The sequence below is a fragment of the Caulobacter sp. Root1455 genome (assembly GCF_001426905.1).
Classification (GTDB): domain Bacteria; phylum Pseudomonadota; class Alphaproteobacteria; order Caulobacterales; family Caulobacteraceae; genus Caulobacter.
Genome location: NZ_LMFQ01000007.1, coordinates 77,402 through 92,500 on the forward strand (window position 1 = coordinate 77,402; position 15,099 = coordinate 92,500).

Below are 15,099 nucleotides of genomic sequence, written 5' to 3' on the forward strand. Positions count from 1 at the left end.
CGATCGACCGTCCGCGCCATGACAATAAGTAATAAATCCCTGACTTATGATCTGCTTTTGAGCAGTCCCGTCGCGGCGTGGTCAAATAGTAACATCCAGAGCAAAAACTTCACCCAACGGCGGTCGATACGTCATCAAACCTTTGGATTCGCCTCGTTCATTGTGCATTGCACCCTTAAGCGTCGGGCCGCCGACGCATGAAGGGGATACTTCAATGACCACCGCCACCAAGCTGCGCAGCCGCCTCCATCGCGGCGCCGCCCTCACCGCCCTGGCCCTCGCCGTCGGCGTCGCCGTCCCGGCCTTCGCCCAGGAAACGCCCACCGCGCTCGGCGATGTGATCGTCACCGCCCAGAAGCGCTCGGAAAACATCCAGGAAGTGCCGGTCTCGGTCGCCACCATGGGCGGCGAGAAGCTGGACGCCCTGTTCGCCGGCGGCGAGGACGTGCTGGCCCTGTCGAGCCGCGTGCCCGGCCTGTTCGTCGAAAGCTCCAACGGCCGCGCCGCGCCGCGCTTCTACATCCGCGGCCTGGGCAACACCGACTTCGACCTGGCCGCCTCGCAGCCGGTCTCGGTGATCATGGACGACGTGGTCATGGAAAACGTCGTGCTGAAGAGCACGCCGATCTTCGACGTCGAGCAGGTTGAAGTGCTGCGCGGCCCGCAAGGCACGCTGTTCGGCCGCAACACCACCGCCGGCATCGTCAAGTTCGACAGCGTCAAGCCGAGCCAGACCTTCAAGGCCAACGGCACGGTGACCTACGGCTCGTACGGTTCGTGGACCGCCGAAGGCGGCGTCGGCGGCCCGCTGGTCGAAGGCAAGCTGGCCGGCCGGATCGCCGTTCTGGGCCAGCACCGCGACAACTACATCGACAACACCTTCACCCACGAGAAGGACGCGATGGGGGGCTACGACGAGTACGCCATCCGCGGCCAACTGCTGTGGACCCCGACCGAGGACCTCAGCGTCCTGCTGAACGCCCACAACCGCTCGCTGGTCGGCACCGCCGCGATCTTCCGCGCTAACATCCTCACGGCCGGCAGCAACAAGATCAACAGCAACTTCGACCGGGATTCCGTCTTCTACAACGGGGGCGCCAACAACCCGCAGAAGTACGACGGCAACGGCGAGTCCATTAAGGTCGACTACGACTTCGGCGGCGTGACCCTGACCTCGATCAGCGCCTACGAAACCACCAACGGCTACAGCCGCGGCGACATCGACGGCGGCGTGGCCGGCACGGGCCCGGGCTTCATCCCGTTCGACTCCGACACCCGGGACGGCATCGACGACCTGGACCAGTACACCCAGGAACTGCGCCTGGCCTCGGACACCGAAGGTCCGTTCAGCTGGCAAGTCGGCGGCTACTACTTCAAATCGGACTTCCTGGTGACCACCGACGCCGGCTTCAACAAGGCGACGCTGAATCACAAGAACACCGCCTGGGCCGCGTTCGGTCAGGCCGCCTATCAGGTCAACGACAAGCTGAAGGTGACCGGCGGCCTGCGCTACACCGACGACGACAAGAGCATGACGGTCGTCGGCTCGACCGCGCCGAAAGTCTCGGTGCAGGACAGCAAGGTCTCGTGGGATCTGTCGGCGTTCTATGACGTGGCCGACGATTTCAGCCTGTACGCCCGCGCCGCCCACGGCTTCCGCGGCCCGACCATCCAGGGCCGCGACATCGTGTTCTTCAGCCCCGCTTCGGTGGCGCAGTCGGAGACGATCCAGTCGTACGAAATCGGCTTCAAGAGCGAACTGCTGGACCGCCGCGTCCGCTTCAACGGCGCGGCCTTCACCTATGAAGAAAAGAACCCGCAGTTCAGCGCCATCGGCGGGGCCACCAACGGCACCCTGCTGATCAACGCCGACAAGGGCGAAGCCTACGGCGTCGAGTTCGACGGCGAGTTCCAGGTCACCGAGAACCTGCTGCTGACCGCCGGCTACAGCTACAACCACACCAAGATCAAGGACAAGAACCTGGCCGTGGCGGTCTGCGCCCAGTGCACGGTCACCGACCCCAAGAACGCCTCGGGTCAGGCCCTGGTCAACGGCAACCCGTTCCCGAACGCCCCGGAATACGTGCTGAACTTCACGGGTCGCTACAGCTACCCGATCGGCGACGGCGAACTGTTCGCCTACACCGACTGGTTCACCCAGGGCTACACGAACATCTTCCTCTATCAGAGCAAGGAGTTCTACTCGAAGGGCGACTTCGAAGGCGGTCTGAAGCTCGGCTACGCCAAGCAGGACGGCGCTTTCGAAATCGCCGCGTTCGCCCGCAACATCACCAACGAGGTGAACCTGCGCGGCGGCATCGACTTCAACAACCTGACCGGTTTCGTCAACGAGCCTCGGATCGTCGGCATCTCGATCAGCGCCAAGCGGTAATCTGAAACGACCCCGCCCGGCCTCACCGCCGGGCGGAACTCACGAAGGATTGCCATCGTCCCGCCATGCTCCCGGTTCGCGCCGGGAGCATGGTTCGTTTCGGAGGGCCTCCCCCTCCATCACACGATGAGTTAAATCCCTCGGATGACGACCTCCAAAATCATCTTCGACACCGATCCCGGCATCGACGACGCCATGGCGCTTCTGTTCATCGAGGCCAGCCCCGCGCTCGACCTGGTGGCCGTGACCACGGTCTACGGCAACGCCGACATCGACATCACCACCCGCAACGCCCTCTACCTGAAGGACCGCTTCGGCCTGACGGCCCCGGTCTTCAAGGGCACGGACAAGCCGCTGACCCGGCCGCGCAATCCCTCGCCCACCTTCGTGCACGGCGAGAACGGCCTGGGCGACGTCGCGCTGACGGGCCTGGTCCCCGCCCGGCCGGAGGCCAAGCCGGCTCACCAGGCGATCATCGACCTGGCGCGCGAGAACCCCGGCGAGATCACCCTGGTCGCGGTCGGCCCGCTGACCAACCTGGCCCTGGCCCTGCGGGCCGATCCGGAAGTCGCCGCCCTGCTCAAGGCCGTGGTGATCATGGGCGGCGCGTTCGGCGTGGCCGGCAAGCCGGGCAACGTCACGCCGGTGGCCGAGGCCAATATCTGGAACGATCCCGAGGCCGCCGACCTGGTGTTCACCGCCCCCTGGCATGTGACCGCCGTCAGCCTGGACGTCACCACCCAGGTGGTGATGACTCCCGCCTACATGGAAGCCCTGGAAGCCTCGGCCGGTCCGGCCGGCGCGTTCCTCAACGCCATTTCCAAGCCCTATGCGGCGTTCTACGGCGGCCGCGACGGCATCGTCGGCTGCTGCGTGCACGACGCCGCGGCGGTGGCGTTCGTGATCGACCCGTCGCTGTTCGAGGTTCGCCCCGGCTCGATCCGGGTGGTCACCGACGGCATCGCCCTGGGCCAGACCTGCCAGAAGGTCGAGGGCGAGCTGTTCGGGCCGTCGGCCTGGGACGACCAGCCCATCCAGGCGATCACCGTGGGGGTGAAGGCCGAGGGGTTGTTGAAGTTGTACGCGGAGACGATGGGGGCTTAAGGCAAAGGCCCTCCCCCTATGGGGGAGGCGATCGCGAAGCGATCGGTGGGGGGAGTTTCAGGACCGAATTTCCAAGACGCCGCCGCCTGCCGATCACTCCCCCCTCCGTCGGCTTCGCCGCCACCTCCCCCACAGGGGGGGGACCTAAGAGGGCTCAGCGCCGATACCGCTCCACCCCGGCCACGTACGTCCGCTCCACCACGCGGTCGTCCCCCAGCACGGTCAGCGCGAACAGCCGGTCCTCGAGGCTCCGCGCCGCCGGCATCCGCCGGGCCAGCAGCGGGGTCGCCGCCAGGTCCAGCACCAGGAAGTCGGCGGTCTTGCCGCGCTCCAGACTGCCGATCTCGTCCTCCAGCCCCAGGGCCCGCGCCCCGCCCAGCGTCGCCAGGTACAGGGCGTGGAACGGGTCCAGCGCCTCGCCGCGCAGCTGGCCCACCTTGTAGGCCTCGCCCAGGGTGTGGAGGATCGAGAACGTCGTCCCCGCCCCGACGTCCGTGCCGATCCCCACCTTCACGCCGTGGGCGCAGGCGGTCTCCAGCGGAAACAGGCCCGAGCCCAGGAACAGGTTGGAGGTCGGGCAGAAGGCGATGGCCGAACCGGCATTGGCCAGCCGCTGGAACGCTTCACCCTGCAGGTGGACGCAGTGGGCGAAGACCGAGCGCTTCCCGACCAGGCCGAAGCGGTCATAGACGTCCAGATAGTCCTTCGCCTCGGGGAACAGCTTGGCGGTGTCGACGATCTCGCGGATGTTCTCCGACAGGTGGGTCTGCATCCACACCGTCGGATGCTCGGCCAGCACCTCGCCCGCCATGGTCAGCTGTTCGTCGCTGCAGCTGATCGCGAAGCGCGGGGTGACCGCATAGCCCAGCCGACCCTTGCCGTGCCAGTCGGCGATCAGGCTTTGCATGTCGGCGCGGCTGCTCTCGACCGTGTCGGTCAGGCCGGGCGGGGCGTTGCGGTCCATCAACGACTTGCCGGCGATCACCCGCATGTCGCGCTTCAGGGCCGCGGCGAACAGCGCCTCGACCGAGACCTTGTGCACCGAGCCGAACACCAGGGCGCTGGTCGTGCCGTTGCGCAGCAGCTCCTCGACGAAGAACTCGGCGGTCTCCTCGGCGTGGCCCTTGTCGGCGAACGCCGCCTCGGCCGGGAAGGTGTGGCGCTCCAGCCAGTCCAGCAGCTGCTCGCCGTGGGCGGCGATGATGTCGACCTGCGGGAAATGGATGTGGGTGTCGACGAAGCCGGGGACGATCAGCTTGCCGCGCAGGTCTTCGATGGGCGTATCGCCCAGTTCGTCGGCCAGCTTGGCGTAGTCGCCGCAGGCGATGACCCGACCGTCCTCGACCAGCAGCAGGCCATCCTCGTGGAAGGCGTGCGCCTCCCCGTCCGTGGTGTTCGGGTCGTCCTCCAGGTGGAGGATCGACGCCCTATAGGCTTGCAAGCTGGAGATCCTTCGTACGTTCGCGGCGGGCGGCCTCGAGCCGCATCAGCAGGTCGGCGGCCACCGAGACGGCGATCACCTCGGGAGCCTTGTTCTTCAGGTGCGGCAGGCCGATCGGGCAGGTGACGCGGGACACCGTCCCGTCGCCGAAGCCGTCCTTGCGCAGCCGGCTCAGGAACCGTGCCTTCTTGGTGTCCGATCCGATCAGGCCCAGATAGCCGAACGCTCCGCCGGCCAGGGCCGACGAGGTCAGGGCGTAGTCCAGATTATGGTCGTGGGTCATGACCAGGATATAGGCGTCGGGCCCCGCGCCCATGGCGGCGGCGGCCAGCTCGGCGGCCGTCCCGACCGTCACGCCGGGAAATTCGGCGGTCTCGGGGCGGGTGTCGTACCAGGCCAGGCGGAACGGCAGCGGCTCCAGGGCCCGGGCCACGGCCTGGCCCACATGGCCGGCCCCGAACAGCAGCACCGGCGGGCGCGGCAGGTCCTGCGGCTCGACCAGCACGTCGCCCAGCGTCGGCCGCGCCCCGCGCGTCGTCGCCGGCTCGCCCGCCAGGGTGATCGTCGCCCCCTCGGGACTAGACGCCGCGACCGGAGCGACGGTCTTGGTCAGGGCGCCGGGGTTGAAGCGGGTGCGGACCTCGAAGGGCTGGTCGGCGTCCAGGCGGCGCGCGGCGTCGGTCAGCCAGTCGACGGCGGTCTTGTCCAGGCGCTCGATCAGCAGCCGCACGCGGCCGCCGCAGCATTGAGCCAGCAGCGGGCCCAGCGGATAGTCCTGCAGGGCGAAGTGGACCTCCGTCAGCAGCATGCGCCGCGCCTGGTCGGCGACCTGGTGCTCCAGATTGCCGCCGCCGATCGTGCCGGCCTGACCGTCGGCCCAGACCACCATCTTGGTCCCGGCGTCGCGCGGCGCCGAGCCCTCGGTGGCGAGGATCGTGACCAGGGCGACGGGCTGATCCTCGGCCAGACGCGCGAGGGATTGGCGGGCCCAGTTCATGCGCCCTCTCCCATTGGGAGAGGGAGGATGTAGGTCGCCGCCCTAACCAAGACCGCCCCTCCGCTTGACGTCCTCGACCGCCATCAGGATCCGCTCGGGCGTCGCCGGCGCGTCCAGGTTCGGGAACACCTTGTGGTCGGCCACCGAGGCCACCGCCCGGTTCACCGCCGACAGCACCGACAAGGCCAGCATCAGCGGCGGCTCGCCCACGGCCTTGGAGCGATGGACCGTCTCCTCGACGTTGCGACCCGGCTCCCACAGGGCGATGTTCATCACCGCCGGCCGGTCGCCGCAGGTGGGAATCTTGTAGGTCGAGGGGGCGTGGGTCAGCAGGCGGCCGTCGGCGCTGAACACCAGCTCCTCGGTGGTCAGCCAGCCCATGCCCTGGATGAAACCGCCCTCGATCTGGCCCAGGTCGATGGCGGGGTTCAGCGAGCGGCCGGCGTCGTGCAGGATGTCGGCCCGGGTGACCTTCATCTCGCCGGTCAGGGTGTCGATCAGCACCTCGCTGCAGGCCGCGCCGTAGGCGAAATAGTAGAACGGCCGGCCGGTGTGGGTGGCGCGGTCGTAGTGAATCTTGGGCGTGGCGTAGAAGCCGGTGGACGACAGCGACACCCGGGCCAGGTGCGCCTGGCGGCACAGGACCTCGAACGGGATCAGCGTCTCCCCGGCCCGCAGGCCTTGCGGCGTGAATTCGACGGCGCTCTTCAGGCAGCCCCATTTCATGGCCGCGAACTCGACCAGCCGCGTCTTGATCGTGTTGGCCGCCTTCAGCGCCGCCATCCCGTTCAGGTCCGTGCCCGACGAGGCCGCCGTGGCCGAGGTGTTGGGCACCTTGTCGGTGACGGTCGAGGTCACCTTCACGCGCGACACGTCGACCTTGAAGGCCTCGGCGACGATCTGGGCGACCTTGACGAACAGCCCCTGCCCCATCTCGGTGCCGCCGTGGTTCAGCAGGATCGAGCCGTCGGCATAGAGGTGGATCAGCGCCCCGGCCTGGTTCAGGTGGGTGGTGGTGAACGAGATCCCGAACTTCACCGGCGTCAGGGCCAGGCCCTTCTTCAGCACCGGGCTCTTGGCGTTGTAGGCGTCGATCTCGCGCTGGCGGTCCTCGTAGTCGCAGGACGCCGCCAGTTCGGCCAGCAGCTGGGGCGCGACATTGTCCTCGACCGTCTGGTGATAGGGCGTCAGGTTGCGCCCCTCGCCGCCATAGAGATTTCGCCGGCGCACCTCCAGCGGATCCAGCCCCGCGGCCTGGGCGACCGCGTCCATCACCCGCTCGATCGCCGCCATGCCCTGCGGACCGCCGAACCCCCGGAACGCGGTGTTCGACACCGTGTGGGTCTTGAAGCGGTGCGAGACGATCTCGACGGCCGGCAGGAAGTAGCAGTTGTCGACGTGGAACATCGCCCGGTCGTTGATGGCCATCGACAGGTCGGTGGTGGAACCGCAGCGCGAGGCCAGCTCGAGCGCCAGCCCCCTCAACCGGCCCTCGTCGTCGAAGCCGACGTCGTAGGCGATCTCGAAGTCATGCCGCTTGCCGGTCATGACCATGTCCTCGTCGCGATCGGGCCGGGCCTTGGCCGGGCGGCCGGTCTTGACCGCCACGAGGGCGGCGGCGGCGGCGAACAGCGAGGCCTGGGTCTCCTTGCCGCCGAACCCGCCGCCCATTCGGCGGACCTCGACGGTCACCGAGGTGTGCGGCACGTCCAGCACCCGGGCGACCAGGTGCTGGACCTCGCTGGGATGTTGGGTCGACGACCAGACGTGGAGGTCGCCGCCCTCGCCCGGCGTGGCCAGGGCGACCTGGCCCTCGAGATAGAAATGGTCCTGACCGCCGATGGCGAACACGCCTCGCAGCCGCCGGGGCGAGGCGGCCAGGGCGGCGGCCGCGTCGCCGCGCGCCATGCGCTGGCTGGCCTCGATCTTCAGATCGGCGTCACGGGCCTGGGCGATGGTGATCGCGGCGGGCAGATCCTCGTACTCGACCACGGCCTTGGCGGCGGCGGCGCGGGCGGCGGCGATCGAGGTGGCGGCCACCGCGAACAGGCTCTGGCCGACGCAGATCACCTCGCCGTCGGCGAACAACCTGTCGTCGTGGATCACCGGGCTGACGTCGTTCTCGCCGGGAATGTCCTGGGCGGTCAGCACCGTGACCACGCCGGGCGAGGCGCGCACGGCCGCCAGGTCCATCGACACGATCCGGGCGTGGGCCCGCGTGCTCATGCCCAGGTGGACGTGGAGCATGCCGACCGGTTCGGGAATGTCATCGACATAGATCGCCGCGCCCGAGACGTGGCGCAGGGCGCTGTCGTGCGGCAGCGCGGCGTGAACGCCCTGGAAGACGACCGGTTCGACCAGCTTGGCGCCGGAATCAGCCATGGGCCGCCCCCAAGGCGTACGTCTGCACGCGGGTTTCGAGATCCGGCCGGGCGGACTCGATGAACACCTTGCGCAGCATGTTGCCGGCCGTCAGGGCGCGATAGGCGGCCGAGGCGCGGGCGTCGGTCAGGGGCCTGAAGTCGCCGGTCAGGGCCTCGACGGCGGCGTGGATCGTGGCCCGGTTCCACGGCTGGCCGACCAGGGCGGCCTCGCAGGCGACGGCCCGCTTCGGCGTGCCGGCCATGCCGCCATAGGCGATGCGGGCGCTGGTCACGACCTCATCCTGGATCTGGATGTTGAACGCCCCGCAGACCGCCGAAATGTCCTGGTCGAAGCGCTTGGACAGTTTGAAGACCTTGAACATCGCGCCGGGTCGCGGATCGGGAACCCGCACCGCTTCGACGAATTCACCCGGCCGGCGGTCCTGCTTGCCATAGGCGATGAAGAAGTCCTCCAGCGGCAGGGTTCGCCGCTCGTTCCAGTGGTGCAGCACCAGCTCCGCGCCCAGCGCGATCAGGGCCGGCGGCATGTCGCCGATCGGCGAGCCGTTGGCGATGTTGCCGCCGATCGTGCCGCTGTTGCGCACCTGGGTCGAACCCAGCCGGCGCATCATCGCGCCCAGGTCGGGATAGAGTTCGCCCAGCGTTTCCAGGGCGTCGGCATAGCGCACGCCGGCGCCGATGCGCAGCCCACCGTCCTCGCGGGCGACGGTCTTGAGTTCCTCCACCCGACCGATGTCGATCAGGGTCTTGAGCGGCTTGCGAAGCTTGGTGACCCACAGGCCGATGTCGGTGGCCCCGGCCACGACCACGGCGTCCGGATAGGCCGCGTAGGTCTTGGCCAGCTCGTCCACGCTCAAAGGCGCGAACCAGCGCCGGGTCAGGCCGGCGATCGGGTCGGCGTAGTCCAGGCTCAGGGCCTCGTCGCGCTTCAATCCCGCCAGCTTGTCGGCCACGTCCGGAGCCGCCTCGGGAATGATGGTCTCGGCCGCCGCGATGATCGGGCCATAGCCGGTGCAGCGGCACAGGTTGCCCGCCAGCACCTCGTCGACCGGCGCGTCGGCGCCCTTGGCCGCGACCGCCCGTCCGTACAGCGACATGACGATGCCCGGCGTGCAGAAGCCGCATTGCGAGCCGTGGTGCTCGACCATCGCCGCCTGCACCGGATGCGGCTCGTCCTTGGCGCCATTCTTTCTGGCGACGCCCTCGACGGTGATCACCGCCTTGCCGTCCAGCATCGGCACGAACTGGATGCAGCTGTTGACCGCCCGCCAGGAAACTTTCCGATCGGCCGCCTCGCCCTCCAGTTCGCCGACCAGCACCGTGCACGACCCGCAGTCGCCCTCGGCGCAGCCTTCCTTGGTCCCGGTGCGCCGCAGGTCGCCGCGCAGATGCTCCAGCAGCGTGCGGGTGGGGTCGACGCCCTCGGCCTCGACCACCTCGCCGTTCAGCAGGAAGCGCACCGCCATCTCAGCTGCCCCGGTAGGTGGAATAGCCGAACGGCGAGACCAGCAGCGGGACGTGGTGGTGCTGGGTCGGATCGGCCACCGCGAAATCGATCACCACCACGTCCAGGAACGGCGGATCGCTGACGACCGCGCCCGAAGTCTTGAAATAGTCGGCCACCGCGAACTCCAGGCGATAGCCGCCGACCGCCAGATCCTCGCCCGCGACCAGCCGCGCCCGGCCGTCGGCGTCGGTGCGGGTTTCGCTCAGCAGGCTGACCTCTCCCCCGCGCCGGGCGAAAACCCGCACGACGACCTCCGCCGCCGGGCGGCCGGCCGCCGTGTCGAGGATGTGGGTGGTCAGGCCGCTCATGCGTTCGTGGTTCCTTGCTCGCCGTCGCCGTGCGCCATTCTAGACCCCCGGGCCTTTCGAGCGATGCTGAAACCGCCTCGCCCGCAAGTCCAGCCCGGATGCTCGCCCGCCTCGCCAAGACGGCGAACCGCCTTGCGTGACGGCGTCGGGCGCCCGCCGGATGGGCGTTATATAAGTCTTTTATTACTTAGCGAGCCACCCGCGATCGCTCGCGCGGCGACCCGAACCGTAAAAAACATGCTTTGACCCTGGGTAAGGTTGGAAAAGCCGCGCCAACACCGGTAGCTAGGCCCTGACGGATCGCGACACCGGGCGCCCAGGGGCCCGCACCAGACGATCCGCGCCGCCTTACCTTGCGCAGTCACCGAGGAACGACCGATGGACGAGGATTTCCGTAAAGCCGCCCTGGACTACCACCGTCTGCCGCGGCCCGGAAAGCTGGCGATCGAGGCCACCAAGCGCATGGCCACCCAGCGCGACCTCGGCCTGGCCTACTCCCCCGGCGTCGCCGCGCCCTGCGAGGCTATCGCCGCCGATCCCGACTGCGCCCGCGACTACACCGCCCGGGGCAATCTGGTGGCCGTGATCTCCAACGGCACCGCCGTGCTGGGCCTGGGCAATATCGGCCCGCTGGCCTCCAAGCCGGTGATGGAGGGCAAGGCGGTCCTGTTCAAGAAATTCGCCGGCATCGACGTCTTCGACCTGGAGGTCGACGCCGAGGATCCCGACCGCTTCATCGAGGTGGTCGCGGCCCTGGAGCCCACCTTCGGCGGCATCAATCTGGAGGACATCAAGGCTCCGGAATGCTTCGTCATCGAGCGCAAGCTGCGCGAACGGATGAAGATCCCGGTCTTCCACGACGACCAGCACGGCACCGCCATCGTCTGCGCCGCCGCCGTCCGCAACGCCCTGGTCGTGCAGGGCAAGACCCTCAAGGACGTCAAGCTGGTCACCTCGGGCGCCGGCGCGGCGGCCCTGGCCTGCGTGGACCTGCTGGTCTCGATGGGCCTGCCCGTCGAGAACGTCACCCTGACCGACATCAAGGGCGTGGTCCATGCCGGCCGCGAGCCCGACATGCCCGACAACATGGCCCGCTACGCCCGGCCGACCGACGCGCGGTCGCTGCCCGACGTGCTGCCCGGGGCCGACATCTTCCTGGGCCTGTCGGCGCCCCGCGTGTTCAAGGCCGAGTGGCTGCCGCTGCTGGCGCCCAATCCGCTGATCCTGGCCATGGCCAATCCCGAGCCGGAGATCCTGCCCGAGCTCGTCGCCGCCCAGCGCCCCGACGCCATCATGGCCACGGGCCGCAGCGACTACCCCAACCAGGTCAACAACGTCCTGTGCTTCCCGTTCATCTTCCGCGGCGCGCTCGACGTCGGCGCCTCGGAGATCAACGAGGCCATGAAGGTGGCGGCCGTCGAGGCGATCGCCGAACTGGCCCGGGCCGAGGCCTCGGAAGTCGTGGCCAGCGCCTATGGCGGCGTCGCCCCGATGTTCGGCGCCAGCTACATCATCCCCAAGCCGTTCGACCCGCGCCTGATCCTGCAGATCGCGCCCGCCGTGGCCCGGGCGGCCATGGACAGCGGCGTCGCCACCCGGCCGATCGCCGACTTCGACGCCTATCGCGCCGAGCTGGAGCTGTTCGTCTATCGCTCGGGCCAGCTGATGCGGCCGGTGTTCGAGCGGGCCCGCAAGGCCACCAAGACTTCGACGATCCGCGTGGCCTATGCCGAGGGCGAGGACGAACGGGTGCTGCGGGCCGTCCAGACCGTGCTGGACGAGGGTCTCTGCAAGCCCGTGCTGATCGGCAAGCGCGAGACGATCATCGCCAAGGCCGCCGAGATGGGCCTGCGCCTGGACTTCGACGGTCGCGTCGAGATTCTCGATCCGTCGGCCGACAAGGCGCTGTTCGCCCCGCTGGTCGAGCGCTACCAGGGCCTGGTCAGCCGTCGGGGCGTGCCGCCCCTGGCCGCCGAGCGCCGGGTGACCAACCGCCGGACCGTCTCGGCCTCGATGCTGCTGCAGGCCGGCCACGTCGACGCCGCCCTGGTGGGCGGGGCCGGCGACTGGTGGCAGCACATGACCTATGTCCTGCCGATCATTCCCAAAAGCGAGAACGTCGGCCGCGTCTACGCCCTGTCGGCCCTGATCATCGACAACGGCACGCTGTTCTTCTGCGACACCCACGTGAACGTCGACCCGACCGCCGAGCAGGTGGCCGAGATGACCCTGCTGGCCGCCGAGTCCGTGCGGCGCTTCGGCCTGACGCCCAAGGCGGCTCTGCTGTCGCACTCCAGCTTCGGGGCGTCGAACTCGCCGACCGCCCGGAAGATGCGCGAGGCCCTGGCCCTGGTGCGCGAGCGCGCGCCGGAGCTCGAGGTCGATGGCGAGATGCACGCCGACGCCGCCCTCTCCCAGGCCCTGCGCGACCGCCTGGTGCATGACAGCGCCCTGAAGGGCTCGGCCAACCTGCTGGTCATGCCCACCCTGGACGCGGCCAACATCGCCCTGACCCTGCTCAGCGCCGCCACCGAGGGCCTGTTGGTCGGGCCCGTGCTGCTGGGCATGAGCCGGCCGCTGCATGTGCTGACGCCCAGCGTCACCGCGCGCGGCATCGCCAACATGACCGCTCTGGCGGTGAACCAGGCGGCCGCCGAGCGCGAGCTTCGGCGGGCCTAGAAGCCCCTTCATCGGCCCGGTCGCGGACACGAAAAAGCCCCGCAGAAGCCCTTCCACCGTCTCAGCGACGGGGAAAGGCTCCGGCGGGGCCTAATTCGGGGGTCGAAAGATCGGCCGAACGCTCCGCGTCCGGCCTGATTCCGATCCTTAGAGGATGCGCAGGTTGCCGGCCGAGGTCTTGCCCGAGCGGCGGTCCTGTTCCAGTTCGTAACCGACTTGCTGGCCTTCGTTCAGGCCGCGCAGGCCGGCGCGTTCAACGGCCGAGATGTGCACGAAGATGTCGCCGCCGCCATTGTCCGGTTGGATGAAGCCGAAGCCCTTGGTGGTGTTGAACCACTTCACAACGCCGGTGCCGGCTTCGCCCGTGCCGCCGCCGCCGCCGCCGCCGCCGTAACCGCCGCCACGAGGCGCGTCATAGCCGCCGCCGCGCGGGGCGCCGAATTCGCGGGCCGGACGGCGGGGAGCCGACGGCGCCGCGCCTTGGCCGGTCACGCGCAGATTGCCGGCCGAGGTCTTGCCCGAGCGACGATCTTCTTCCAGCTCGTATGCCACCTGATCACCTTCGTTCAGGCCCGACAGACCCGAACGTTCAACCGCGGCGATGTGGACGAACACGTCCTGGCCGCCGTCCTCGGGCTGAATGAAACCAAAGCCCTTGGCCGGGTTGAACCACTTAACGACACCGTTCGCCATCTTATCCTCAAAACCTCATTCAGCGGGCCAGTTACCGACCCGCGTCCTTCCATCCTGCTCTCATGACGCAAATTCCAGGAACGCGCTACGGGGTTTGATCGCAGAATCTCAAGCCGAGGCCGGTCCGGGCGATAAATTTTCGCGTGACACGGGTCGATCGCGACCGAAACGCCACCGGAAGTGGCGCGGGGGCCACACATCGAAGGGCGTCGAGAAGCTTGGCTATAAGGCTTGGGTGCGGGGACAGGATTTGAACCTGTGACCTTCAGGTTATGAGCCTGACGAGCTACCGGGCTGCTCCACCCCGCGGCGAAGAGGGTAGTGATTTNCTTGGGTGCGGGGACAGGATTTGAACCTGTGACCTTCAGGTTATGAGCCTGACGAGCTACCGGGCTGCTCCACCCCGCGGCGAAGAGGGTAGTGATTTGATCGTGGGTAGGGTTTGGACTTTGAGCGCCGGCGTTAGCTGGTTTGGCTCTTACAAGAAGCATCCTTTTAGCGGACCTGGCGGCGACCTACTCTCCCGCGCCTTGAGACGAAGTACCATTGGCCCTGGGGGACTTAACGACCGAGTTCGGAATGGGATCGGGTGGGGAACCCCCGGCATAGCCACCAGGTCAGCAAAAAGGATGCTGTTGGTCCGCCTTTTGGGCGAACCAAGCATTGTTGTGAAGAAGACATCGCATGTCTGGAGTTTTGTAAAGCTCAGTCATGGGTTTGACTGAAGAACGATCAAGCCTATCGAGCTATTAGTACCAGTAAGCTACACGCCTCACAGCGCTTCCACACCTGGCCTATCAACGTGGTGGTCTACCACGGCTCTCAGCGAGACCTTGTTTTGAGGTTAGTTTCCCGCTTAGATGCTTTCAGCGGTTATCTATTCCACACTTAGCTACCCTGCTGCACAGCTGGCGCCATGACAGGTCCACCAGAGGTGTGTCCATCCCGGTCCTCTCGTACTAGGGACAGATCCTCTCAAGTCTCGTACACCCACGGCAGATAGGGACCAAACTGTCTCACGACGTTCTGAACCCAGCTCACGTACCACTTTAATCGGCGAACAGCCGAACCCTTGGGACCTGCTCCAGCCCCAGGATGTGATGAGCCGACATCGAGGTGCCAAACTTTGCCGTCGATATGGACTCTTGGGCAAAATCAGCCTGTTATCCCTAGAGTACCTTTTATTCGTTGAGCGATGGCCCTTCCACGCAGGACCACCGGATCACTATGGCCGACTTTCGTCTCTGCTCGACTTGTCAGTCTCGCAGTCAGGCGGGCTTATGCCATTGCACTCGACGACCGATTTCCGACCGGTCTGAGCCCACCATCGCGCGCCTCCGTTACACTTTGGGAGGCGACCGCCCCAGTCAAACTGCCCGCCACGCCATGTCCCGGACCCGGATAACGGGCCGCGGTTAGACGTCAGCAACAATAAGGGTGGTATTTCAAGGATGGCTCCACTCGAACTGGCGCCCGAGTTTCATAGCCTCCCACCTATCCTACACATGTTGCTGCTAACGCCAAGGCGAAGCTGCAGTAAAGGTTCATAGGGTCTTTCCGTCTGACCGCGGGAACCCCGCATCTTCACGGGGAA

General features: G+C 67.5%; 9 protein-coding genes, 2 tRNA genes, 2 rRNA genes and 1 pseudogene (1 of these 14 running past the window's edge). 3 read left to right on the plus strand and 11 right to left on the minus strand.

Features of this window, described 5'->3' with window-relative positions; genetic code table 11:
- Window positions 1–214 precede the first annotated feature (214 nt).
- Together ASD21_RS05790 and ASD21_RS05795 are read left to right on the plus strand one after the other, a co-directional pair.
- Window positions 215–2,392: a TonB-dependent receptor gene (locus tag ASD21_RS05790; RefSeq protein ID WP_056438090.1), complete on the plus strand. Its 2,178-nt coding sequence runs from the start codon at window positions 215–217 to the stop codon at window positions 2,390–2,392.
- A gap of 144 nt (window positions 2,393–2,536) precedes the next feature.
- On the plus strand, window positions 2,537–3,496 hold the full coding sequence (locus tag ASD21_RS05795) for a nucleoside hydrolase (protein ID WP_056438093.1): 960 nt from the start codon (window positions 2,537–2,539) through the stop codon (window positions 3,494–3,496).
- A 154-nt stretch (window positions 3,497–3,650) separates the two neighbouring features.
- Here ASD21_RS05795 and guaD read toward each other — a convergent pair whose 3' ends face one another.
- The 5 genes from guaD to uraH are packed head-to-tail and all read right to left on the minus strand — an operon-like array spanning window position 3,651 to window position 10,133.
- Complete coding sequence (gene guaD / locus ASD21_RS05800) at window positions 3,651–4,937, minus strand: guanine deaminase (RefSeq protein WP_056438096.1); 1,287 nt, start codon at window positions 4,935–4,937, stop codon at window positions 3,651–3,653.
- Window positions 4,924–5,934: a xanthine dehydrogenase accessory protein XdhC gene (gene xdhC / locus ASD21_RS05805; protein ID WP_056438099.1), complete on the minus strand. Its 1,011-nt coding sequence runs from the start codon at window positions 5,932–5,934 to the stop codon at window positions 4,924–4,926. The genes guaD and xdhC overlap by 14 nt, the downstream gene beginning before the upstream one ends.
- A gap of 42 nt (window positions 5,935–5,976) precedes the next feature.
- A complete protein-coding gene (xdhB, locus tag ASD21_RS05810; protein ID WP_056438102.1) occupies window positions 5,977–8,316 on the minus strand; it encodes a xanthine dehydrogenase molybdopterin binding subunit in 2,340 nt (779 codons plus the stop codon).
- Window positions 8,309–9,784: a xanthine dehydrogenase small subunit gene (xdhA, locus tag ASD21_RS05815; RefSeq protein ID WP_056438105.1), complete on the minus strand. Its 1,476-nt coding sequence runs from the start codon at window positions 9,782–9,784 to the stop codon at window positions 8,309–8,311. Before xdhA ends, xdhB begins: the two co-directional genes overlap by 8 nt.
- Before the next feature lies 1 nt (window position 9,785).
- Entirely contained in the window at window positions 9,786–10,133 is a 348-nt protein-coding gene (gene uraH / locus ASD21_RS05820; protein ID WP_056438108.1) for a hydroxyisourate hydrolase, read from the minus strand.
- A gap of 378 nt (window positions 10,134–10,511) precedes the next feature.
- Here uraH and ASD21_RS05825 point away from each other — a divergent pair, with 378 nt between their 5' ends.
- Window positions 10,512–12,812 (plus strand): NADP-dependent malic enzyme, encoded by a 2,301-nt coding sequence (locus ASD21_RS05825; RefSeq protein ID WP_056438109.1) that lies wholly within the window; start codon window positions 10,512–10,514, stop codon window positions 12,810–12,812.
- Between the two features lie 147 nt (window positions 12,813–12,959).
- Here ASD21_RS05825 and ASD21_RS24610 read toward each other — a convergent pair whose 3' ends face one another.
- From ASD21_RS24610 to ASD21_RS05850, 6 genes and pseudogenes are all read right to left on the minus strand, one after another.
- Complete coding sequence (locus tag ASD21_RS24610) at window positions 12,960–13,154, minus strand: cold-shock protein (RefSeq protein WP_233206781.1); 195 nt, start codon at window positions 13,152–13,154, stop codon at window positions 12,960–12,962.
- A 147-nt stretch (window positions 13,155–13,301) separates the two neighbouring features.
- Window positions 13,302–13,505, minus strand: a pseudogene (locus ASD21_RS24615) (cold-shock protein); the annotation flags it as partial.
- 232 nt (window positions 13,506–13,737) lie between these two features.
- Window positions 13,738–13,814, minus strand: a tRNA-Met gene (locus ASD21_RS05835).
- Window positions 13,815–13,836: 22 nt separating this feature from the next.
- A tRNA-Met gene (locus ASD21_RS05840) sits at window positions 13,837–13,913 on the minus strand.
- A 94-nt stretch (window positions 13,914–14,007) separates the two neighbouring features.
- Window positions 14,008–14,122, minus strand: a 5S ribosomal RNA gene (rrf, locus tag ASD21_RS05845).
- Between the two features lie 111 nt (window positions 14,123–14,233).
- Window positions 14,234–15,099: ribosomal RNA gene (locus ASD21_RS05850) — 23S ribosomal RNA — on the minus strand (it continues 1,922 nt past the right edge of the window).